The 23685-nt window shown below is 44.9% G+C and carries 15 protein-coding genes; 7 read left to right on the forward strand and 8 right to left on the reverse strand.

The window, feature by feature from the left end:
* Positions 1 to 1467, reverse strand: a complete 1467-nt coding sequence (locus ACXACS_RS07565; protein ID WP_474805484.1) for an ABC transporter substrate-binding protein — start codon at positions 1465 to 1467, stop codon at positions 1 to 3.
* A 516-nt stretch (positions 1468 to 1983) separates the two neighbouring features.
* On the opposite strand from ACXACS_RS07565, the gene ACXACS_RS07570 reads away from it, so the two are divergent.
* Complete coding sequence (locus ACXACS_RS07570; RefSeq protein WP_474805485.1) at positions 1984 to 5238, forward strand: WD40/YVTN/BNR-like repeat-containing protein; 3255 nt, start codon at positions 1984 to 1986, stop codon at positions 5236 to 5238.
* A 275-nt stretch (positions 5239 to 5513) separates the two neighbouring features.
* The gene (locus tag ACXACS_RS07575; protein WP_474805487.1) at positions 5514 to 7523 is read left to right on the forward strand and encodes a TonB-dependent receptor domain-containing protein; all 2010 of its coding nucleotides are present in this window, start codon (positions 5514 to 5516) and stop codon (positions 7521 to 7523) included.
* Here the strand turns inward: ACXACS_RS07575 and ACXACS_RS07580 are convergent.
* Positions 7518 to 8075 carry a PepSY domain-containing protein gene (locus ACXACS_RS07580; protein WP_474805489.1) on the reverse strand — a complete coding sequence of 186 codons (558 nt, stop codon included), beginning with the start codon at positions 8073 to 8075 and terminating at the stop codon, positions 7518 to 7520. The two genes, ACXACS_RS07575 and ACXACS_RS07580, sit on opposite strands and share 6 nt — an antisense overlap.
* A gap of 113 nt (positions 8076 to 8188) precedes the next feature.
* Entirely contained in the window at positions 8189 to 9337 is a 1149-nt protein-coding gene (locus ACXACS_RS07585) for a hypothetical protein (protein ID WP_474805491.1), read from the reverse strand.
* Between the two features lie 4 nt (positions 9338 to 9341).
* Here ACXACS_RS07585 and ACXACS_RS07590 point away from each other — a divergent pair, with 4 nt between their 5' ends.
* Both ACXACS_RS07590 and ACXACS_RS07595 read left to right on the forward strand, forming a co-directional pair.
* Positions 9342 to 10817, forward strand: coding sequence for a radical SAM protein (locus ACXACS_RS07590; protein ID WP_474805493.1), 1476 nt, complete (start codon positions 9342 to 9344; stop codon positions 10815 to 10817).
* A 10-nt stretch (positions 10818 to 10827) separates the two neighbouring features.
* Positions 10828 to 12600: a DUF1223 domain-containing protein gene (locus ACXACS_RS07595; RefSeq protein ID WP_474805495.1), complete on the forward strand. Its 1773-nt coding sequence runs from the start codon at positions 10828 to 10830 to the stop codon at positions 12598 to 12600.
* 30 nt (positions 12601 to 12630) lie between these two features.
* On the opposite strand, the gene ACXACS_RS07600 is transcribed toward ACXACS_RS07595, so the two are convergent.
* From ACXACS_RS07600 to ACXACS_RS07610, 3 genes are read right to left on the reverse strand one after another with little or no spacing between them, the layout of a single operon-like run.
* Complete coding sequence (locus ACXACS_RS07600; RefSeq protein WP_474805497.1) at positions 12631 to 14844, reverse strand: xanthine dehydrogenase family protein molybdopterin-binding subunit; 2214 nt, start codon at positions 14842 to 14844, stop codon at positions 12631 to 12633.
* A complete protein-coding gene (locus ACXACS_RS07605; RefSeq protein ID WP_474805498.1) occupies positions 14825 to 15871 on the reverse strand; it encodes an FAD binding domain-containing protein in 1047 nt (348 codons plus the stop codon). Before ACXACS_RS07605 ends, ACXACS_RS07600 begins: the two co-directional genes overlap by 20 nt.
* Positions 15871 to 16392, reverse strand: a complete 522-nt coding sequence (locus tag ACXACS_RS07610) for a (2Fe-2S)-binding protein (RefSeq protein WP_269916918.1) — start codon at positions 16390 to 16392, stop codon at positions 15871 to 15873. Before ACXACS_RS07610 ends, ACXACS_RS07605 begins: the two co-directional genes overlap by 1 nt.
* 243 nt (positions 16393 to 16635) lie before the next feature.
* Between ACXACS_RS07610 and ACXACS_RS07615 the strand changes: the two genes are divergently transcribed.
* The 3 genes from ACXACS_RS07615 to gloA all read left to right on the forward strand — a co-directional run bounded on the left by ACXACS_RS07615 (position 16636) and on the right by gloA (position 18985).
* Entirely contained in the window at positions 16636 to 17367 is a 732-nt protein-coding gene (locus ACXACS_RS07615; RefSeq protein ID WP_474805500.1) for a YehS family protein, read from the forward strand.
* Between the two features lie 93 nt (positions 17368 to 17460).
* Positions 17461 to 18405, forward strand: coding sequence for an alpha/beta hydrolase fold domain-containing protein (locus ACXACS_RS07620; protein WP_474805502.1), 945 nt, complete (start codon positions 17461 to 17463; stop codon positions 18403 to 18405).
* Positions 18406 to 18436: 31 nt separating this feature from the next.
* Entirely contained in the window at positions 18437 to 18985 is a 549-nt protein-coding gene (gene gloA / locus ACXACS_RS07625; protein ID WP_474805504.1) for a lactoylglutathione lyase, read from the forward strand.
* 107 nt (positions 18986 to 19092) lie between these two features.
* On the opposite strand, the gene ACXACS_RS07630 is transcribed toward gloA, so the two are convergent.
* Both ACXACS_RS07630 and ACXACS_RS07635 read right to left on the reverse strand, forming a co-directional pair.
* Positions 19093 to 22641: a DUF748 domain-containing protein gene (locus ACXACS_RS07630; protein ID WP_474805506.1), complete on the reverse strand. Its 3549-nt coding sequence runs from the start codon at positions 22639 to 22641 to the stop codon at positions 19093 to 19095.
* Positions 22642 to 22770: 129 nt separating this feature from the next.
* Positions 22771 to 23361 (reverse strand): DUF2780 domain-containing protein, encoded by a 591-nt coding sequence (locus tag ACXACS_RS07635; RefSeq protein ID WP_474805508.1) that lies wholly within the window; start codon positions 23359 to 23361, stop codon positions 22771 to 22773.
* Between the last annotated feature and the right edge of the window lie 324 nt (positions 23362 to 23685).

The following is a 23685-nucleotide window of genomic DNA, read 5'->3' on the forward strand; positions in this document are numbered from 1 at the left end:
CTATGGGGTTATTCTCATTTGAGATACACGAAAAGAGCGCTCGTAAGGGTCGAAGCTAAAGTTTCTAAGTCGCCTAGATGTAGCCGTTTGCTGTACATAGTACATAACGGGGATGAGAGGAACGTCTTTTTGAACTTCTTGCATAATTGATGATATCAACGATTTGTAAGCGTGTTCATCCGTGGTGTGACTTAAGGTTTTTAAATCACTAAACACTTTTTCATTTTGCCAGTTCATTGGCCCCCAATCACCGCCTTCTTTTGAAGAAAAGTCAGCCAGCATTATACCGAGAGGGTCTGGGATGTTAGCAAAGTTACGCGCCATAAGTGCAGTCTGCAATGTACCATCAGCATGCCCTGAAGGAATGGCACTTACATTTTCCATATGGACAGAGAGCTTCACTCCAATGCTAGCCCACTGATCTTGAATTGCCGTGGCAATGGTAATGAGTTCTGGGCGATTGGCATAGGTAATCATATCCAGCGTTAAAGGTGAGCTATCTTTGTAGCGCACGCCATTCTCACCTACTAACCATCCTGCGTCGGTAAGCAGTTGTTCCGCTTTTTTCCTGTTTAACAATGAGTCGCCATTTTCAACGCTATTATTAATTGTTGGGTTATTGTCAGCGTCACTCATTGAAATAGTATTGGTAGCATTATCTGTAGTAGAACGAATATGCCAGTCTCGAATATTTGGGCCAAATAGCTGATCAGCAGAGATATTCGATATACGCATTACGCCAGATGCAATGCCTTTTCTGTCAATCGCTAAACTCAGTGCTTGTCTTACTTTTACATCTGAGAGAATAGGATGGCCGCTATTTAACTTAACTAAAGTGGTGCGAGGGATCCTGTCGCTAAACACGTTTACGTTAGAGTCAGTGCGCAACATGCTAACCGCGGCAGGGTCGAGGTTGTACACAATATCTGCTTGCCCCGTTCGTACCATAAGCGCCCGCGTTTCAGAGCGGTGACCCGTTACGTACTCAACGTTTTCAATAACAGCGGGCTCGCCCCAATAATTGTCGAAGCGTGTGGTTGTGATATTGTGGGGTGGTTCAAAGTGCGTAATTTGATAGGGGCCTGTACCTATTAAGGTTTTAATTCGATTGAACTTGCCGAAGGTAGCAGGTGCCACGATCGCAGTTGCATAATTACTTAACAGAGAAGGGAAAGGACGGTAACTTTGGTTCAAGGTGAACTTGATAGAATATTCTGATACCACCTCCATGTTGGCGATCATATCTTTTGAAAATGGCGTTGGTTTACCAAACGCGACCGAAAGGCTTTTGTAGACGGCGTCGGCGGTCATTAATGTGCCGTCATGAAAATACACATCAGGACGTAAATTAAATGTCCAAACAGTAAAGTCCTCATCATTTGACCATGAGCTAGCAAGTCCTGGGATAAGCTGACCTTGGGTATCCACGTCTATGAGAGTTTCCAGAATTTGCATTCGTGTAAACATGTAGCCGGTACTTGCCGGATCGTTATTGACTGGTTCAAAAGGACCACTGATCAGAATTTTGTTTGTAGGTTGTGAAGGTGTGCAGGCACTAAGTAGAACGCTGGCAACGACGAGTAAAATTGTTAGATGTCTAATCCGCATATTATTTTTATGTATTCCCTTCGAGCCTTTAAGCTTTTTCGTGTCTATTTGAATCCTGTGAATCAGTATCAGTATTCTTAGGCTGACGCCCTGAATAGTAAAACAAAGATCCAGCTCGGATAATATACGATTTGTTGAATGAATGTACAGATTGAGTCGGTAGGGCTAAACTACTTTTTGAAAAAATGCACTGGCTAATGACCATCAAGATATTAAGTAATGTTAAGTCGGTGCACAATATTTTCAACTTTTGTAATGGGCAGTTGGTCGTATGTTACATTGTAACTTTAAGCATTTATTAGTAATGCTATAGAGTGATAGTACTACAAATTAAAAAAGGGTTTTGAGCCCTATCAAACACACTGGATAACAATAATGAAAAAGTTTCTTAAAGCGGCAGTTGCTGTATCAGTTGCACTTGCGTGCCCCCCCGCCTTTGCAGACAAAAACGACAAGAATGAAGTCTTCAGCAGTTCAACATTCAAAGCCATGGAACTTAGAAACATTGGACCTGCTTATATGTCGGGCCGAATAGCCGATATTGCAATTGACCAGAACAACCCATCTACTTGGTACACCGCTGTTGGCTCTGGCGGTGTGTGGAAAACTACCAACGCGGGCACAACCTGGGAGCCTATCTTTGATGACCAGCCTGTTTATTCCATTGGTGATGTGACCATTGCGCCAAGTAACTCAAATATCATTTGGGTGGGAACGGGCGAAAATAATGGCGGTCGCCACATCAGCTTCGGCGATGGTGTTTACAAATCTTTAGATGGCGGACAGACCTGGAAAAACATGGGGCTGTCGAAGTCAGAGCACGTTTCAGACATTATCATCCATCCTACTAACCCAGATATCGTGTGGGTTTCAGCTCAAGGTCCTCTCTGGAGTGGTGGCGGCGAGCGCGGCTTGTATAAAACTACCGACGGGGGAGAAACCTGGAAGCAAGTACTTAAGCCTGCTGATAAATGGACGGGCGTAACATCCTTACTTATCGACCCGCGCAATCCAGATAAACTTTACGCAGCAACGTGGGCACGTCAACGCTCAATTGGTGCTTACGTAGGTACAAACGAAGGTGCTGGTATTCATACTTCTAACGATGGTGGCGAAACCTGGACTGAGCTTAAAACAGGGTTGCCGAAAGGAAATATGGGTAAAATTGGTATGGCTATATCGCCTATGAACCCCGATGTTATCTATGCCACCATTGAAACTGATAATCGCGGTGGTGGTTTTTATCGCTCAGCTGATCAGGGCGCTAGCTGGATTAAAATGTCTGATGAAGTAGGTGGCGGTACTGGCCCTCACTATTATCAAGAAATTTTCGCGGACCAGCATCAGTTTGACCGTGTTTATATCGCCAGCAACTACAGTAAAGTATCAGACGATGGCGGTAAAACATGGACGCCTATTAATACCAAGCGCAAGCACGTGGACGACCACGCCATGGCGTTCCACCCTACCGATCCGGATTTTGTGTTAATGGGATCTGACGGTGGTATTTACATGTCTCACGACAGAATGGCGAACTGGCGCTTCATGGCTAATTTGCCATTGACCCAGTTCTATAAAGTTGCGCCGGACGATTCAAAGCCTTTTTACAAGATTTACGCAGGGGCGCAGGATAATTCTACACAAGGCGGCCCTTCACGCACTATGCGAGAAGAAGGAATAAAGAACAAAGATTGGTTCTTAACGTTAGGTGGTGACGGACACGGCCCTGCGGTAGAACCAGGCAACCCTGATATTATGTATTCTCAGTGGCAGCAGGGTAACTTGACCCGCGTTGATATGAAAACCCGAGAAGGCGTATACATTAAGCCTCAGCCACTTCCAGGCGACCCGGCAGAACGATACAACTGGGACGCGCCGATAAATGTTTCAGCTCATGACCCAGCGCGTATTTACTTTGCATCGCAGCGGGTCTGGCGTAGCGATGATCGCGGTGACAGCTGGACACCAGTATCAGGCGATTTAACGAAAAACGGCAATCGTATGCACTCGCCATTAATGGGGCGCACGTGGTCAGTAGAGGCCGGTTGGGACTTATATGCCATGACCGAATTCCACACCATCGCCAACTTTGCTGAAAGCCCGGTAGATGAAAATATTCTGTGGGCAGGCACTGACGATGGCATTATTCAAGTGACCACCAACGGCGGCAAATCGTGGAAAAAGATTGAGTTAGACGATATTAGAGGCATTCCTGCCAATTCTTATGTGAATGATATTCGCGCTGACTTGTTCGACCCTAATACCGTATATGTGGCGCTGGATAACCACAAATATGGTGACTACAAGCCTTATCTTATTAAATCAACTAACTTGGGTAAAAGCTGGACATCACTTGCTGAAGACTTGCCTGAGAAGCATTTGGTTTGGCGCATTGTGCAAGACCATGTGAACAAAGACCTGCTCTTTATTGGTACAGAGTTTGGTGTGTTTTTCTCGGTAGATGGCGGTAAAGACTGGGTTGAGTTAGATGGTGGCATGCCGACCATTTCGACTCGTGACGTGAAAATTCAGCGCCGTGAGAATGACCTGGTGGCAGGTACTTTTGGTCGTGGTATCTACATTCTTGATGACTATGCGCCGCTGCGTTCATTAACTGAAAAGTCTATGCAGCAAGACGCTATTTTGTTTGGCCCGAGCCGCCCAGTTAAATGGTTCCAGCTAGATGACAATCATACTGACTCTGACGGCGACGACCGCTTTGTTGCAGAAAACCCTGAGCATGGTGCAACGTTCACTTATTACCTGAAAGACAGTTTGCTTACGGCAAAAGAAAAACGCCAAGAAGCAGAGAAGAAGTTAATAGAAGATAAGAAGTACCCTAAATACCCAAGCTGGGAAGCCGTAGAAGCAGAGAACCAAGAAGCAGCGCCTGCGGTTTATGTTGAGGTACGCGACAGCGACGGAGAAGTTATAAAGCGCGTTGAGGGTAAAGCGAAGAAGGGCTTACACCGTATTACCTGGGATATGAAGCATACATCGACGAGTCCGCTTACGGATAAGGAAAGCAAAGACAGAGGTCTAATGGCGTTGCCAGGCACCTACACTGCTACCTTGTTTAAGCGCGTTAATGCTGAGGTAACACAACTTTCTGAGCCTGTTTCGTTTGAACTTAAGCCTATTGTTCAGGGGGCGCTTGAAGGTGCTACTTATGAAGAAATTGCTGCTTATTCAGATAAGGTAAGCACAGCGCAAAAACGTGCACTTTCTTCAACGACAGTGCTGACGCAGCTTAAAGATACAATGGCTCTATTGCGCACAGCTATTGACCGCACGCCAAATGATGTGGCAAAACTTGAAGCCCAATTTGCTGCGATTCAAGACGAGATAAACGAAGTGAACAGAGCGTTTTACGGTCTTAAATCACGCGATAAAATGGGCATTAAGCCAGCGAATATCATGAGTCGCCTGCGCTATGCTCGTTCTGCGTTAGGTTCATCTTATGGTCCTACACAGCAGCACAAAGATCAGCTCGGTTATGCTCAAGACAGCCTAGATAGCGTAGTTACACGCATCAGTACTTTACAAAATACTGCTGTACCTAAGCTGCAACAAGCTGTGGTTGATGCTGGGGGACCGTGGACAACAGGTCTTCCTGTAATCGCTAAATAGCGGCCGACTAGCCTGATTTTCAGTCTAATTGTTAGTCTAGTTGGCTTTGCACGCGGCAGTAGCATTACTGCCGCGTCTTTCTTTTCATTTTTAACCAGATTTTTTCGGTCCGTACTCCTATCATTCGTACGTATCGGTTAGTGAGACTTTTATTGTTTTCTTGTTTTCCAGCTCAACGTTCTTCAATGTTTATTGATACTTCATCAGGTTTACCTGCATCTATGACTTCGCCTTTAATATGTTCGTCGCCTATATCTTCGACAAGGGCTTTTGCAGTGTTTTTGCTATTACTTTTATCGACACCGAGCTTTGCTCAAAGCGAACCATCTAATAGCGTTGAACGCTATACGGTAACGGCTACGCGCCCCTATTATGACGATGCGCTATCACGCATATTTCCACAATATGATTTTGATAAAAGTAGTCTTGTTTCGCCTTTGCACGCCAATGATGTGCTTCTTCAATCGCCGTCAGTATCGTTAAATGGGCAGGGAGGACAGATACAAAGTATTAATGTGCGAGGGTATTCGCGATGGCGAATTCAAACCTTGCTGGATGGTATACCTATTGTCAGCGATAGGCGAGCAGGCTCAAGTGTAGGCTTTATTCCGCCTGATTTTATTTCTTCAGCCACCGTATTACCGGGCGCAGCTTCCACTTATCTAGGCTCGGGCGCTATTGGCGGCGCGGTGAACTTACAGTTTGAATCACTCAAAGAGTCCTATTTGAGAGTAGGTTACAGTAGTAATCAGCGGATGAAAGCCGTGAGTTATGCCGGAACCAGTGCTACCGATAGCAGCAAAAATGGCGCAAACGGCACAGACAATTCAGGCATTACAGATTGGAATATCTCATACAGAAGCGCGAATAACGGTGAGGATGCGAACGGAAACCCGCTGTTTGATCAATTTGAACAAACAGGGTTGTTTCTTAGGCACAGACCTGAAAATAGCATGATAAAAGAAGCCTGGACACTATATTCAAACAACAACGACATTGGTAAATCCAGCAGTGATTATCCTGAAAGCAGAATAACAACCTACCCAAATAATACCCATTGGCTTGGCAAAATAGCGTTTGAAGATAAACTATTTGCTGGGAATATTTGGTGGCATAAATCAAGCTTAGATACCTCGGTGTTGCGACCAGAAAGCAGGATAAATGACAGCGAAAACGAGGCGTTTGATTATGGTTTCAATATCAATACAGACACGCAGTTAAAAGGCTGGGACTTCAACTGGCAGTTTCAGTTATCCGGTCGTGAAGGTGTGGTGGCAGATGAGAGAGAATTCACTTTAACCCCAGTAGAAAGCGCATCGCTTAACTCTTCATTGCCCAGTTTGATAACAAACGCATTTGAATCAGAACTTGCCTATGAAGTGCGTACTCTGGACGCTAGCGAGATTAATACTGCAGCCGTTGTTGATGCTTCACATCAATGGCAACGCTGGTCCGTTGCCATGGGGGCAAGGATTGATTGGCAGCGACAGTCTGATGATTCAGGTGCCAGCCCAACCCAGCCTAATAATGCCCAGCCTATTAGGTCGCTATCTAACACTAATTTGAGTGGCTATTTGGGTGCAAATTATCAGCTCTCTCCCTATTGGTCGGCTAGCGTGTATGTTTCTAGTGCATTTAGAAACCCATCGTTAACTGAACGTTTTTTTGTTGGGGAAACGCCTCGAGGTACGGTGCTGGGTAGTACTCAGCTTGAAACCGAACAAGCCCTTAATAAACAGCTAACCCTGGCCTATAGCGCAAGACACATTCAGGGCTCGATTGAAGTGTTTCATCAGCAAATTGATAACTATATTGAACGTATTACAGTTGCTGGAGATGTACTTCAATATGCTAATTTAGATAGTGCAACCATAGAAGGCGCAAGCTATCAGGTTAGCTGGCAATCACAAGACTGCTTTTTAAATGCTCGGCTTAGCGGCATGTGGATTAAGGGGGAAGATAAAAGCGAAGGCAACGTTGGCGGTACCATTGCAGATATACCCGCAAACAATCAGCGCCTAGATGTAGGTGTTAATTGGCAAGACACGCGTTTGTTCACGGTACTAAGCTATCGCGCCAGTAAGTCAGACATTGCAGACGGCGAACGAGTCCTTAGCGATGTTTTTACCCTGGATATTGGCGCGAACTGGCAGTTAAGTGAGGATATGCAACTTCAGGCCAGCTGGAGTAACTTCACTAACCAACACTATTACACCAGCGCCGATGACAAAGCCGCGTTTGCTCAAGGGGAAAGTGTACAGTTAGCCATTACTTACCAACTATGAGTTATTAAGCGGCTGGCGGTATTTCTTTTTTCGGTATTTGCTTTTCAGTGTGGTGTACAGCATGACAAGGCCGGTTACCCACAGCACAAAAAGTAGAAGGGCAGCGGGTAGAAACAGCCATAGTTTGGCGCCCTCAAAGAACCAGCTGCCGTCATGAATAGCTTCGATGGTGTCTGTGCGTCGGTAGGCAACCTGAAGTACGTCGCCATTTTGGGCATTAAGCTGCACCTCCCAGTGGTTCTTGCCGCGCACTTTTATGATGCCTTTTTTGGGGCGAACATCTAAACGGTCGATATCGTCCCACGTATTTAAGTTAACCTGAGGCACCTGTTTTACAGCATCAAGCACTTCCTCAAAGGGCAGCGTCGGCGCGCTGTTTTGGCCTTTTTGCACTTTTTGCGTAGGCGGTTGGATCCAGTCGAATTCTTTTTTAACCTGCAATAACAAGCCGCTAGCGATAACAATGATCACAGGGATAAAAATAACCAGCGACAGCCACAAGTGAATACTGCGACTATACTTGCGACTGTTTTTGCGAAAGGAAGCGGACATGAAACAACACTTAAAACAAAACGTTAAATACACCGCATACTATACGGTAATCTCGATAGGCAGTAAAAACCATCTAGCGCGAGGTTTATCTGTTTAAACGGAATTATCCAACGTCATTTGATTGCGGGGTGATTAAAGTGAAGCTTTGTATCGCAGGTAAGTGAAACAACCGACTCGGTCAATATAATTTCGCCAATTTCTTTCCAATGTGCTTTGTCTATTCCTGCATTATTAAACCCGGCGGCAGAAATAGTCCAAGTCAGTGTCTGATTGGGGTAATGTTGTAACGATAACTCATCTCTGAAATCATCTTCGTCTACCAGCGGTGTATCTGACCTTAATGCAGCTCTTAGCCAGTGAGGGCTTTGTATTTCGGTTTGTGTATCAGCTTTGCTTTTTACTTCAAGCTCTCGCTCTATCTTGGTTTCTTTCGAAGTAATTGGCGCTGAAATGCTCAGTTCTGACGTACTTTCTTCTGTATGCCCCGCCATTCTGGAGTTTGCATCACCAACCTTTACCGCGGCTAAATGTGAAACGGGTCTAAACCGCGCATTGGCTTTTTTACCGCTAAAGGCTTTATCGGCTTTCTCAAAGTCGCTTTCCAATCGATAGGCAGTAAGCAATTGGCTAAAGGGCGGCAGCTCACCAAGCACTGGTTCGTTAGTCAATCGCAAGCTTGCAACATGCTGGGTTTTAGTTCCCCCCAGCGAGTGCATTAAAAATATGTTCTCAGTAAGTGCACTATGGGCATTGGGGAAGAGCTTAACTGCCATACCAAAAGCACGCTTATCTCGCTGCTTTGTTCCGCTTAAACTGACGGATGCCCTAACAATAATAGGTACCTCTGTGCCCGGTTGAAAAAGTCCAGAGTAAGGGCTGCTTTGATTCATCTTCCACGTGCCAGCAAAGCATATCCCGTTGGCTTGAAGTAGCTTATGTTTGGTGTTTAGTTCGATAAAATTTGCATCAGATGAAAGGGTTCTTTGAGCGTGTTTTAGCAGTATGTTTTCGCCGTTAACATCAAAGTGTTTGCGCGACACTTTATATTGCGGAAGGTTTGAGTAAGGGTCAGAAAAAACAAGGCTTTTCACTTCCTCGAACGTACTCAATTGCGCAGCTAAATCGAGCTTTGCTTCACTAGTTTCTGCATGACTTGTTACACAATAAAACAATGTGGCTAGTGCAAAAAAGCGCCATGCCTTGAAAGTATTTTCAAGTGTAAAAGGTCTTTGTTGATACTGAGTAGGTTGGAAAAGGCACATTGAAATGACGTGTTCCCCTGGTACCACAAGAAATCAACAACTTGCCTCTACACGAAAGCGAATGGGCGAACATTTTACTCCCAATCAACTTTTGGGGCGAACGCATACCATTGGCTGTGTTGCTGTCGAAATCACGCAAAAATGTAATCTTGATTGCACCTTATGCTATTTGTCAGAGCATTCGCAAGCAGTTCGTGATATTCCCATTCAAGAAGTGTTCAAGCGATTAGACAACGTGCTTAAACACTATGGGCCTGGAACTAGCGTGCAAATTACTGGGGGCGATCCTACCTTAAGAAAGCGCAGCGAGCTTATCGATATTGTTGCCTATGCAAATCAACTTGGCCTACATACGGCGCTATTTACAAATGGAATTGCTGCTACCAGAGACCTGCTCACTGAGCTTGCCGAAGCTGGGCTTAACGATGTGGCGTTTCATGTTGACACTACACAAGAGCGCAAAGGTTATGATGATGAGCATTCGTTAAATGCTATTCGTGAAGAGTACATAGAGCGAGCCAAAGGCCTGGGCCTTATGGTTATCTTTAACACCACGGTACATACCGACAATTTCAAAGAACTGCCCATGCTGGTGGATTTTTTTGTACAGCACGCAGATGCGGTAAGTTTTGCCTCTTTTCAGCTACAAGCTGAAACCGGCCGAGGCGAGTGGGGCGCCCGAACGGATGTGGTCGACCCACTTACCGTAAAAGCTGCAATCGAGAAAACAATTTCTAAATCGTTGCCGTGGGAAAAGGTACGCATAGGCCATAGTGATTGCCATAGCTACATGCCCACTTTAGTTGCCGATAATCAAGTCTATTCGGTAGTTGACGATAGCGAACTATTCGCCGAGTTCATTGAAGATTTCAAGCATATACAAACTACCCGCCAGCATGGTAAGGCAAAAATAGTAAGAGATTACATTCAAGCTTTACTGTTGCGCCCTCACTGGATTTGGCGGTTGGCAAAGGCATCATCGGCAAAGCTGTTAGAAATGCGCAGTAGTTTAGTTAAAAGTCGGGGGCGCGTGCATAAACTGTCGTTTTTCGTTCAAAACTTTATGGATGCCAGTGCGCTGCAGCAGGACAGAATTGATGCGTGTTCATTCATGGTAATGACAGCAGACGGCCCTGTTTCCATGTGTAAACACAACGCCGAGCGCGACGAGCACATATTAAAGCCGCTTTCTTACACCAACCATCGCGGGCAGGTTAAGCAATATCAGCCGTTGGGCGAACGCTATCGAGAGGATAACGTGATCCCTATTCGACTGCTTGCCGATGATAAGCCTGTTCACGAATCCAACATTGGGGCCTCAATTGATTCAATCAACGAGTCATCTAAGGTGTTAAATAAAGGGCCAAGTCAAGAGTTAAGCCAAGAGCTAAGTCATGAGGCAGTTCTCGGGGTAAATAACGATCTTGGCGCTAAACCAAGTAGCGGTCCCTCAAATCAACAAACTTCAGAAATAGGGTAAGGATAAAGCCATGCAGTATTCTAATTCGCTCAAGTTTAACAGTGCTTTCGGTGACGCTTTACGGGTGTTTGTTTCATGGGTTTTAGCGTTTTTCTTGTTGTTATTTGTACAAAACGCTAGTGCAAGCGAAAAGCCAAATGAAGTAAATTCAATGAGTGCTAACGCTGAAAACCAAGCGCTTGTTAAGTTGAAGCAAGCATACAAACAAGCGACCCAAGACTGGGAGTATGTATTAGCAAATTATGTTGATGAAGAAGGGCGAACTAATTTTAAGGCCTTGTCTGAGGATATAGCGCCGCTCGAAAATGTTGTGACGTTTATTGGTTTTGCTAGCCCAACTGCAACACCCGAATTATTCACTTCGCCAGATGAAGTAATGAGCTATCACATCAATAGCTACAACGCATTAGCAATGTTTGGCGTGATTGAAAAAGGTATTCCAGATGGCTTTACAAGTTTCTTCTCTCGCGCCGCTTTTTTTAAGTTTCGTGATGTGGTGATTGGCGGGAAAGTCACTAATTTATACGACTATGAAAATGACGTAATAAGGCCGCTAAACGAACCAAGGGCACACTTCGCACTTAACTGTATGGTGAAAGATTGTCCACGACTACCTAAAACGCCATTTTACCCAGAGCAATTAAATGAAACGCTAGAAGAGCTTACCTATGAATTTTTCAACAAGAAAAAGCACTTCTATTTGGACGATAAACGCAAGCGAGCGTATGTGTCAGAAATATTAGATTTCTATACAGAAGACTTTGTTGCGTCGGGCAAAGCCCGAGACTTACCTCAATATATCAACAAATATATTGAGCAACCTATACCTTCCAATTACAAGCTTCGCTTTATTGATTACGACTGGCGTATTAATGCACAGCCGGAACAATCGAAGGTTTCAACATCTATAAATAGAGACGTAGATAATGCTTCGAGCCAAGCAGCAAAGAACCCCATAGTTAAAGCTGCCCTTACTCTGCATTATAATGAGAGTAAAACTGCAGGTTTAGTGCATGCTCCAGCGTCTGAATTAGCACCGTTGCTATCAACAAACTCATCATCCAATGAATCAACAGACGCGCCTTTCATACTTACCAGCACGCCCAACCAAACAACCGTCTTGGAGCTTTATACATCCCAAGGTTGCAGCAGCTGCCCGCCAGCAGAAAAATGGATTTCAGGGTTTGTAGATAGTAAAAAATTATGGACAGAGCTGGTTCCTATTAACTTTCACGTGGACTACTGGGATTATCTGGGTTGGAAAGATCCGTTTGCTGATAGCGCTTTTAGTGAAAGGCAGCGAGATTACAAGCGTGTAGGCAAAGCCAACACTATCGCCACTCCCGGTTTTGCTCTAAATGGCCGAGCTTGGAACGGTTGGTTTCGCGGGCAGCCGTTACCGAACAACACCGCCCCTTTGTCTGGCGTACTTCACGCTTCGGTAGAAAACGGCAACATAGACGTGACGTTCAATAAAGCAAACGCCAACAAGGATAATCCTTCACTAACGGTACATACGGCATTACTGGGCTTTGGCATAGAAACATCGGTAAAGCGAGGTGAGAACGCAGGGCGTAAGCTAACTCATGATTTTGTAGTGTTAGATTATGAAAAAGCGGTGTTAAATAGCGAAACTGACGATGCTCGCGCATTTCAATATGAGACAAGCTTACCTTTGCCCAGCAATACGCATGTAGCAACCACAAAACGCGCCCTAGTTATATGGGTATCCCGTACTAACGACCCTTCTCCAATTCAAGTCGCCGCGTCTTGGTGGATGTGAAGCGGCCTTGTTAGACCGCTCCTTTATTATTTAGTTTTTACCAGCGATTATTTTATCCATAGTAATGGGAAAGTCTCGTACTCGCACTTTGCATGCGTCAAAAATCGCGTTAGCGATAGCGGCACCTGCTCCAGTAATGCCTAGCTCCCCAATGCCTTTTGCGCCTACCGGCGATGCGGCATAATCAGGCTCTTGTAAGAAATCTAAACTTACCTCGGCAATGTCTCGGTTTACAGCAACGTGATACTCACCGAAGTCTGGGTTTACGAAGCTTGCCGTGTCTGTATGGTGGTGGATCCCTTCTGTAAGCGCATAGCCTGCGCCCCATACCATTCCACCTTTTATTTGAGACGACGCCGTTTTCATATTTAAAATTTGCCCCGCACTGAACATGCCGTACTGTCGAAGAAGCCTAACTTCACCTGTGTATTCATCTACCTCAACTTCCGCGAAATGCGCGCCGCAGGAGTACTGCTCATCGTCGCTGGTGTCGTCTTCGGATACTTTGCCGCTTGCTGATAACGGGAAGTCGCTGCGAGAGATAAAGTCGTCTAGCAAGTGCGTGTCAGTCGTAACATCAATGTTACCTTGTGCACTAGGCTGTAACTTTATCTGACCATCTGAAATATGCACTTCCGCTTGGCTAAGGGCAGAGGGAAGTGAGCTTTTAATATTCGCAATAAGCGCTTCACACGCCTTTTTCACCGCCGAACCAGAGCTAGCGGCTCCGAATGAACCACCTGAACCGCAAGAGGCTGGGTAGCGGCTATCGCCGAGTTTTACAGTGACATTGTCTACCGACGTATTTAAAGTATCGGCGGCAATTTGAGTAAGAATAGTGTAGGTTCCCGTACCAATATCTGTCATGTCAGTACGAACCGTTACCTCACCATTGGCACTTAATTCAACTTCAGCGGAACTCTCTACCAACACATTCATACGCATAGCGCTCGCTACGCCATGACCGATTTTTTTACCCGGTGTGGGCTGTGCTTTGTGCTGCCAATTGAAGTTTTGCGCGCCTTGGCGAAGGCACTCACCTAATTTGTGGGTGGTAAACCGCGTGCCTTTCATAGGGTGTACGACAGGCAGGTTTTTTATGCGAAACGTAAGCGGGTCGATACCTGCTTCGTGAGCAAGTTCATCAATAGCCGACTCAAAAGCAAGAGAGCCAATGGCATCTCCGGGAGAGCGGGTAGAGTCGATAAGCGGTAGATCTACGTCTTTAACCCTATGCGTGCTCTCGATAAACTGTGATTTATAGGTAACCCGTGCGCCAGCCCCCGTTGCTTCGGCAAATTCATAGCCTTTAGCTTTTGGCATAGCGCTTTTGTGCTGTACGCTTTGCAGTGCATGGTCATCACCAGACGCAAGGTTTATCTGTTGTGTACTGTGCCCGCGGTGAGGAGTGTTATAAAAGACTTGTCGTCTACTTAACACCACCTTTACTGCGCGCTCTAAATGCCTAGCCCCTATACAAGCGAGCGTTGCATCGTAGTGAAGACCTAATTTAGAGCCAAAGCCACCACCTACGAAGGGGCTCTGCACGACAATGTCTTCTGGATCCATTTCAAGGGTGATAGCGAGCGCTTCTACAGCCGTCGCAATAATTTGCACGCTACAATAGACCTCAAGCTTTCCATCTTTAAAATCGGCAACCGTGGCGTGAGGCTCCATAGCGGCGGAGATTTGACTTGGCGTGGTATAGGTTGTCTGGACGCTTGCGCGAATATCGCTTTGCTGTGGTTTATTTCCGCTAGATGCGTCTGCCTCAAATCCACCATCTAACGACTCTGGCTTTTGCGTAGCATCATCAAACTCTGTGAGTAAGTCTGGTGTTTTACCATTAATGGTATAGCTGACTAGACTTGCAGCATAGCGTGCTTGCTCCAAAGTGTCTGCAATAACTAATGCTACGGGTGCACCAAAATGACGAATGTGAGGTTCGTTAAGTACAGCGCGACTTTGGGTAAACCTGCTTTCATTTTCAGGCTTACTAAATGGCTTAAGGGGCCCTGCATTAATATGTGTGATCACCGCGTGTACGCCATCGGCTTGTTCTGCTTGCTCTGTATTAAGAGATGTGATTTCACCTACGGCAGTGTCACTTGATACAACCCAGCCTATTAAAGGAGTACGTTCGCTCATATGCTCTGCAGCATACCTTGCTTGGCCTGTTACTTTTGCAGCGCCATCAACACGGCTAACTGACGTTCCTACCGTTTTAGCGATATGCGTTGTCATATAAAGCTCCTTCATGCTCGGGGTGCTTTTCCTGATGTTCTGCTATCTCTAAAAGCACTTTTTCTAACGTCCTGCGCAATAGTTCTGGTTTGAAATCGTTACTGCCGTAGGTTCTTGCGCTAGATAATTCAGACTCAGCCGCCTGCGATATAACTTCAGGTGTTATCTCAGCGCCTTCAAGAACACGAATAGCCTTTTGCGGGTACCAAGGCTTGGTGCCTACACCACCAAATGCGAGCGTAAGGTCTTTAACTCGTCCATCGACAATTTTTAAGCCAGCGGCAACAGACACAAGGGCAAATGCGTACGAAGAACGGTCACGTACTTTGTGGTAGTACTGTGTGCCGTTAGCTTTCTTCTCTATGCTGACATGGGTGATAAGTTCATCTTCGCCTAACTGATTTTCTATGTGTGGTGTATCGCCCGGTTCACGGTAGAAATCTCGTAGCGCGATTTGACGCGTGTTGCCATCAGGCTGCTGCGTATGTACCTGTGCGTCAAGGGCCATCATGGCCACCGCCATGTCGGAAGGATGGGTAGCAATACAATGTTCACTGGTGCCAAAAATAGCGTGAATTCTATTCATGCTATTAATAGCGCTACAGCCTGTGCCAGGCTCTCTTTTATTGCAGGCTTTCGTTGTATCGTAGAAGTAGTAACAACGGGTACGCTGTAATAAGTTGCCGGCCGTTGTCGCACGGTTTCTAAGTTGAACCGTTGCGCCGCTTAATAAAGCTTGTGCAAGTAAAGACAGCGAGGGCTGCGTGTGAGCAAACTTCGCTAAGTTTGAATTAGTCACCATGGCGCCAATATAATAGTGATTGTCGTCTTCGGTGATAGCGTTAGCTTTTTCCCATTTCGCAAGACTCACCAATGTTTTAGGCGTTTCTACCTGTAATTTCATTAGGTCTATTAGGTTGGTACCGCCGGCCAAAAAACGTGATGTATTATCTAGCGGGACATTATCTAGCGGGGCATTATCTAACGGGGTTTCGCCGTCGTAGTGATGGAGATTAAATGGCTGCATTACTGTTTCTCCAAAGCAATCACATCTGTGATTGCGTCCACAATATTTGGATAAGCGCCGCATCGACAAAGGTTACCGCTCATGCGTTCGCTGATGTCTTCCTTAAGAGATGCTGTACTATTTCGTGAACGGCTGTAAGTAACAGCGCTAGGGTCTTCATTACTTAACTCACGAAGCAAAGATACCCCTGAACATATCTGACCGGATGTGCAGTACCCACATTGAAACGCATCGCGTTCGATAAAAGCCTGTTGTAAGGGATGAAGCGCTTCATCTTCATTTGCACCGTTACCTATACCTTCAATAGTTGTAACTTCAGCGCCTTCTAGCTGAAAGGCAAACACTAAGCACGCGTTGATGCGCTCGCCGTCGGCGATTACAGTACACGCACCGCACTGACCGTGGTCGCAGCCTTTTTTAGTGCCAAACAGTGATAAATGTTGATGAAGAAAATCTAACAGTGTAGTTCGCGGGTCATCAGGAAGACTGACGTCTTTCCCATTGAGATTTAACGTTGCCATGGAAGGTTCCTTTTACCAATGAGCTCAATTTCGGTACTCCAGTGAAATGAGCGTGACGAGATTTACAATATGGTTACGCCATCAAAGTTAATTTGGTTTCACCATGAGCCAACTGGTGACGCTTGCTTTTAGCCCGTGATAGATGGAAATGCTTAAGTGGTGTAAAATATAAAAAAGAGCGGATCGCTCTACACCTTTAATCTATGCCGCTTATTGGCTACTCCACCTTTCAGGCCTACTTACATGATTCACAACGATGTTCTACGTCGCCTTCGTTATGCATTAGCTATAAACGACACCGCCGCAATAAGTATTTTTAAATTAGTTAACTACGATATGGAGATTGACTATTTACATGCCGTAATGAAGCGAGAAGATGAAGCGGGTTATTTGCCGTGTCGTGATAAGATTATTGCGCTGTTTCTTGATGGATTGATTATAAAGAACCGAGGCCGACAAGAAGGGCAAGCGCCCAGAGAGCTTGGGCCAAAAGAGCGATTAAGTAACAACGAAGTACTTCGCAAAATTCGTATAGCAATGAGTTACAAAGATGAAGATATGATTGAAGTACTTCAACTGGCTGGCTTTAGAATTAGCAAAAGTGAACTTTCTGCATTGTTTAGAAAGCCAGACCATCGCAATTACAAACCAGCGGGTGATCAAGTGGTCCGTAATTTATTGCAAGGTATGGTGAAAAAGTATCGACCTGATTCATCAGGTACCGGCCGCAGCGCGCAAACAAGTCTTAACAAGCCAGCCGCTAAAGTGTCAGACGAGGATCGGCCAAACGATAGTAAACGCGTTAAAGGTAAACCGAACGAGAATAATCCTCATACTAACAAGCCAGGAGTTACATCGTCGGCAACTAACAAGGCAAAGCGCTCAGTTAGCCACAGTGCTAACAATGAAATGCAGAAAGGCAAGAAGCAAACTAATACATCTGTGTGGGGTGAGCTACCTGCTAAAAAGCGGTGAATAAAGTTCACCGCTAGATGACTTCCATTTGCCAGTGCTTGAGAGCTTGTTAGGCTTACTGACTTCAATCAACATAGGATGGAGTTTTCATTTATGCGGTTTACTTTTGGGCTTGCTACGCTTCTAGGTATAGCAATCATGCTAGTAGGGTGCGGTACGACTAAAAGCGATAAGAGCGAAACAAAGAGCTACAAGGCCGAAACGCCATCTTTAAATGTAGACAACATTAGCCCCCAGTCTATAGTTTACAAGACAGTTAATGGTAAACGTTTAGCATTGGATCTATACATGCCAACTTCCTCTGAAACTGCCCCTACACTCGCCGTATGGGTTCATGGTGGTGCTTGGATGAGAGGGAGTAAAAACGAAACCCTGTCCAAAAATGGTAATTTAGTCGCCTCTTTGCTCAATGAAGGTGTAGCGGTTGCGGCAGTAAATTATCGACTTAGCGGTGAGGCTATTTATCCTGCAGCACCCAATGACATAAACGATGCGATTAATTTCTTAGTTGATAATAGCGATAATCTTAAACTAAGCGCTGATCACGTGATCATGATGGGGCGCTCAGCGGGAGGGCATCTGGCCTCGCTTTTGACAACATCAAACAACGACGACGCTCCATTTCTTGATGCAAAGCCGCGCTACCGCGTTATTGGTATGGTCGACTTTTTTGGGCCTTCTGATCTTATGGCCTTGCGGGGTAACAGCGGCAAAGTGGATCACGACGCGCCTGATGCCGCAGAAGCTCAATTTTTGGGTGAATCTCCGCTGGCCAACGAAGCTCTAGCGCGAGAAGCCTCGCCGACCACTTATATAGATAACGAAACGCCGCCTTTTATTATTTTCCATGGACTTGATGATGGCGTAGTACCCGCTTCGCAAAGCGAATTATTAAGTCGCCGCCTAGACCATTTTGGCGTGCCAAGTGAGTTATTCCTTGTTAAAGGTAAGCGCCATGGCGATCCGGTATTTGATACCGACGAATTTGTCTCGAAAGTAGTTAACTTTGTAAGAGAAGTTAAAAAGGAAAATAACTAAATTTATTTCAATAGAGTAAAAGGGAAAAATTATGAGCCGACATTTTGATAAGGCCGAAGGCCTGTATGAAGAAAAAGATGCCGCCACACAAGGCTTTGTGTTCAATCAAACTATGCTGCGCATTGCGGACCCTAAGCGATCGCTAGACTTTTACACGCGAGTGATGGGGATGACGCTCATTAAACGTCTAGACTTTGAAGAAATGAAGTTCAGCCTTTATTTTTTGGCGGCAGGTGATGATTTCTCTGATATTGCCGATGATGAAAATGAACGTACCCAGCAGACTTTCGGTCGCCCAGCAATGCTTGAATTAACACATAACTGGGGCGATACGCCAGAAACCGTTAGCTATCATAACGGTAATGCCGAGCCTAAAGGTTTTGGTCACATTGGTTTTCATGTACCTGATGCTGAAGCTGCGTGCGCAAGGTTTGCATCGTTAGACGTTCCTTTTCAAAAAGGCCTAAACGATGGCTCTATGAAAGGCATCGCATTCATTAAAGACCCTGATGGTTACTGGATAGAAATTTTTAATGCGTCTAATGTATCCGCAACCTGTGCACCGCATTTGAAAAAGTAGCCTAGAGGTTCTCAAGGCTCTTGCTTGCAGCATTTGGTTAGCTGGAAATTTCAAATAAGTATTCCAGGAAAAGGGTAGCCCAGAGAAAGCGGCTACCCTTTTTTTCGTTAGTTCGCTTCCAAGGTTAACTCAACACCGCTAACTTCAGTATGTAAGTCATGCTGAGTATTAAGCAAAAATAAACGACTTGCTTCAATTTCCCCTTCGTTGGCTAAATAGCTTTTTACCGCTTTACTGCGCAAGTCGGCAAGTTCAATTAACTCACTTTCAGGAATGTCGATACTATTGCGAAGCGTGTTGTAACGGGCAATCATCAGCGCTCTTTGCACGTCCTCTTCGTTAATCGCGTCAATAAGGTCATCATTACTGTTTTGACCTTTACCTTCACTTACTAACTCAGGGTATAACTGAGCCACCATCTTCTTATATTCTTGATCAAGGTCTGGCGTAAACATCTCTACATAATGTGACAAAAGGGCGTCGGCTAGTGGACCTTCCAGTGGTACACGGCTGCCAGTTAATGACTCATCTTGCGCGCTATCACTGTTGCTGGGATTTTCAACCTCACTATCGGCAGAAGTACTCTCGTTCGCACTCCCATTGCCTGAAATTCTAGATGGTTCAACAAGCCCACTTTTTGCAAACAGCGTGGTGTTTAACTGGCGTTGTGCCAGCGTACTTGAATCTGATACCGCATTTACCGTTCCTTCAATGTTCACTCTAAGCCCTGGGCGTTTTTTTAACGCCTCGGCTAGGGTATTCAGCTTTTCCTGTGCATCCGCGCCGAGTGAATGTTCTCCAAATCCAAACGCAACGCTGTCTAGCTCGTCATCGCTGCCAACCAGATTTGCTAGTAGCGAAAACGGCGCGGTCACAGCCTTGATAACGATATTGCCAATAGCATTAAGGATTATAGAGCCAAAGCTGAAATCTGGGCTGTCTACGTCTCCAGATACATCTAAACCTAAATCAATAACGCCGTTGCTATCTTCTAGCAGCGCGATAGCGAGCCCAAGCGGCAAACTTAGCGCTTGGTCAGAATTAGATTTTTTGCCTAACGTAAGCTGGTCGATAACCACGTGATTCTTACCTTCCAGCACTTTCCCGTTTAGCTTGTATTGCACGGCTAATGACAACAAGCCTTTGTCAATGTAATAGCCCATGTAGGTGCCAGAGTAGGGGTTAACTGAAGTCAGTTCAGCGCCTTTTACAGAGAAATTTAAATCTAGGTCTAGGTCACTTTTTAAAGGGTGAATGGTGCCCGCTAGTTTTACCGGTGCATAGTTATCTATTTTTCCAGTGATATCCACATTAGCTGGCGTATCTGAACGGGAGTCTATGCCTGTTACTTTGCCATTTAGGCTTTCTATGGCCGACGCGAATTTCGGTGTTAATGAGTGATCAGCAAAGTAGGCTTTACCGTTCTCTATTGATATAGCGTTCACGGCAATAGCAAGCTCTTCAGTGTTTGAAGATGTCTTTTCACTAGTAATAGATGCTGCCGAATTTGCTGGGTTTATGCTGTCAGGTTCACCAGCGATATCACTCTTAGCGGGCTGCTCTTCATTGTTGTTTTCTTTTGAGGAAACAACTAGCTTGCTCACATTGGTTTGCTTGGCTTCGTCAATAATGAGTCGAGCGAAGGGAGCTTGTAACTGAATATTGTCTACGCTTAGCTGGTTTAAAGCGTGGTTAAAATCAATATCGTCTACTATTAAAGATTGCCATTGCAACAACGGCTCTTTGGCGTCATCTAGAACACTTAAGTCAGACACCTTTGTATTTGCCTTAACGTTTAATGCTTCAGTTCCCTTATCACTAACTGCAGCGTCAAATTCAACATTCAGATTGAAAAGGCCTTTTTCAAGGGTGACGTTAGCGTAGGGTGAAACATATTGCTGAAACTGATTAAGTGCTAGTTGCTCAATGGCTGCTTTGCCTTGCACCTCTTGTTCTGCAATAACTAGGCTTCCGCTACTTGTCAGGGTACCTTTTGATGTATTGCTAAAGGCTTGGGGATCGGCAGAGACTTGTAGGCTTGTGGTGTAAGAAATGGGTTTAGATAAATCAGTGGTGATTTCACCGCTTTCAATATCCAATCGACTAATTCTATAGTAGGTGCCATTACTTATGCTGCGCTCTAGCATATCAACGGTGCCGTTATTGAATGCAAACTTTTGTAGCGCTACTTTCCATGTCGTCTCTTGCTCTAGTTCCGGTGAGCCATTTTTAGTTTGGGTTGCTGTTTGCATCTCTTCGCCTGTTGATTCTGGCGAAACGGTCTCTGCATCAACGCTGTTGTCAGTTTCAGGTGTTATTTCACCTTCTAGCTGAGGTGTTATTTGTTCTTTAAGCTGACGGCTCTTTTCCTTTACTTCGGGCTCAGAAGGCGAATTTGTGTTCGCTTTGGCGCTTGCTTGAGTAGCAGAAGCGGTCAGACTTTTAGGTGTAAACAGGCGTTGTAAATCGAGCCCTGTTTCGTCAAACAAGCCAGACACTCTGACATCGTCTAGCGCAACTTTAGCAATATTTACCTGCTGCTTTGCGCCATTTACGTTTATGTCGTGAACGGCAAATGAAGGGATGGCGAGGATCTCTTTCGAGGTACTGACACTATCTGGCGAGCTTGATGACGCGGCTGATGATGTGGGTGATGATGCAGTGGAACTAAACACCAAGTTATTGACGGAAAACTCACCGCCTTCCAGTAAAAACTGAAACGCCTCTCCCTCTTCAAAAGCCTGTGCTCGAAGGCTTAAGTTAACCGTGCCGTCCACTAGTTTCGCTTCTACCAAATCTTTCGATAGCGACCAAAGCGGTGCTAAAGCAAAGTCACTTATCGCAACGTCTGTAGCAACTTTAAAGGGAGACAGTTGGAACTCACCTTTAATCGAAATTTTGCCTTTTTCGGCGGTAAGCAAATCAAACTGGTATTGATTAAACGCTGCTTCGCTATTGTCATTAACACTAATTACAGCATGCGTATCTAGATCTTGAAGTGCAACGTCCAATTCAGGGTAATCAAGCAAGGTATCGGTAATTTCGTCTTCTAAAACAATATGGCCGTTACTTAGTTTAAATTGACCTAATGTTATTCTAGGGAGCTGCCCGTCAGATACCTCTTTCTCTTCATCTTTCTCATTTGTACTGCGCTTCTCAATGTGGGAAAGAATGTCGGAAAAGTTAAATGTTAGTGTGTCGCTATCGGCATTTAACCGTGCCACTTTTGCATATGGCGACTTGATGCTTAAAGACTCAACCGCAGGAGTAAGAGTAAATAATGTTTTCCAAAAACCGATGTCTAATGAAATATTATCGACACTGAAAAAACGGTCGCGTAACAATTCACTGTTAGTATCGCTTTCACTGCTATTTTTACTCTGCTCGTCACTATTACTGGTGGTTGATGGCTTAATTTCTGAATAGATGACAAAATCAGTAATGCCTGCCTTCAATAGAAAAGGGTTTATTGCAATATCTTTTACCGTGGCATTTCGGCCTGTATTTTCTTTTATTAGGTTAGGTAACTTTGCCTCTAGTACCGCAGGAGTTACTGCGCCTAAAAGCAGGGCATAAATAAGATAGAAAAGGACAAGGTAGGTAGAAACCCGAAACCACTTTGGTTTCGCTGAAAACCAAGATGTTGCATTTTGCATAGGCGATTAGGCTGCGTAATTGAGAATGAAAAGATGAGCAAGGTTGCCATTAGAAATGCAGCCTTGCAAAAAAGATTTAAAGCGTATTGATTTATGCAAGGCTGCATATATCAATACGCTTCTAATAGACTACAGAGCCGCTAGCAAATTATCTAGGCCAGATTTGAAGAGTGCTTGTGTTTCTTCGTCGGCATTTACATTTAAATATGAGCTAATTTGCGTGGCAAAGCTGGCAATCATATCAGTTGATAAGCCAAGCGCTTCAAACTGTTGTTTCAAGTCATTTACAGATTTAAGTGTAGAGCTATATTCAGAGGCTTTATTAAGCAAGCCAGTTAGTGACGAGCTAGAACTTGCAGCTGTATCACTGCTAAGTGACGGCACATTTTCAAGTAGGCCATCAATGCCAGGAATACTGTTTGCCAGTTGCGCATAGTCACCGCTAGAAAGGTTACCTTGAACATAGTTCATAATAGAGGCAATACCGCCCTCTGACTGCGTTTCAGATACATTAAGATTGTCAGAAACTGTACCTATCAAGCTAGATAGGTCGATACCAGACGCAGCACTTGTTGCCATTTCAGTTAGGCTACTAGTAGTAACAGTCGAGTCAGCTTTCTTATCGCCTAAAAGGCCTTTAAGCTGGTCGATATTGGCGTTTGCGTTTGTTGTAAAGACGGTAAGAGCAAGCACAGCAGGTGCTAAAGCGAAACGGTTCATAGTAAGTTTCCTTGTTGTACGCCAAAAAAGTAAAAGCCCTAATGGCGTTAAGCGATTGCAAATAATCGTAGTTATTAGCTATCGATTATCTAAACCTTCCATAAATTAGAAGTATTAAGGTATGTGATTACTTACATTCTACCTTAGAAAAGCGGTGTTTTCTTCATGTAAAATGTAAAGGTGCTTTACACTTTTACTTAACTGAAGTGGAGCTAGGCAGTACGCAATAGTGAGATCTAGGCTAGTTTGGATCAACGAAAAATTAAGTCAATTAGACAAAACACTAAAAGGAGCGGTGTGCTCCTTTTAATATTCTGACTGATT

The sequence above is a fragment of the Alteromonas sp. AWM4_230 genome, assembly GCF_056158305.1.

Bases quoted from the DNA above. Each gene is read 5' to 3' on its own strand.
- ACXACS_RS07565 (WP_474805484.1), bottom strand. From the start codon at position 1,467: ATGTTTACACGAATGCAAATTCTGGAAACTCTCATAGACGTGGATACC.
- ACXACS_RS07570 (WP_474805485.1), top strand. From the start codon at position 1,984: ATGAAAAAGTTTCTTAAAGCGGCAGTTGCTGTATCAGTTGCACTTGCG.
- ACXACS_RS07580 (WP_474805489.1), bottom strand. From the start codon at position 8,075: ATGTCCGCTTCCTTTCGCAAAAACAGTCGCAAGTATAGTCGCAGTATT.
- ACXACS_RS07585 (WP_474805491.1), bottom strand. From the start codon at position 9,337: ATGTGCCTTTTCCAACCTACTCAGTATCAACAAAGACCTTTTACACTT.
- ACXACS_RS07590 (WP_474805493.1), top strand. From the start codon at position 9,342: ATGACGTGTTCCCCTGGTACCACAAGAAATCAACAACTTGCCTCTACA.
- ACXACS_RS07595 (WP_474805495.1), top strand. From the start codon at position 10,828: ATGCAGTATTCTAATTCGCTCAAGTTTAACAGTGCTTTCGGTGACGCT.
- ACXACS_RS07600 (WP_474805497.1), bottom strand. From the start codon at position 14,844: ATGACAACGCATATCGCTAAAACGGTAGGAACGTCAGTTAGCCGTGTT.
- ACXACS_RS07605 (WP_474805498.1), bottom strand. From the start codon at position 15,871: ATGCAGCCATTTAATCTCCATCACTACGACGGCGAAACCCCGTTAGAT.
- ACXACS_RS07610 (WP_269916918.1), bottom strand. From the start codon at position 16,392: ATGGCAACGTTAAATCTCAATGGGAAAGACGTCAGTCTTCCTGATGAC.
- ACXACS_RS07615 (WP_474805500.1), top strand. From the start codon at position 16,636: ATGATTCACAACGATGTTCTACGTCGCCTTCGTTATGCATTAGCTATA.
- ACXACS_RS07620 (WP_474805502.1), top strand. From the start codon at position 17,461: ATGCGGTTTACTTTTGGGCTTGCTACGCTTCTAGGTATAGCAATCATG.
- gloA (WP_474805504.1), top strand. From the start codon at position 18,437: ATGAGCCGACATTTTGATAAGGCCGAAGGCCTGTATGAAGAAAAAGAT.
- ACXACS_RS07630 (WP_474805506.1), bottom strand. From the start codon at position 22,641: ATGCAAAATGCAACATCTTGGTTTTCAGCGAAACCAAAGTGGTTTCGG.
- ACXACS_RS07635 (WP_474805508.1), bottom strand. From the start codon at position 23,361: ATGAACCGTTTCGCTTTAGCACCTGCTGTGCTTGCTCTTACCGTCTTT.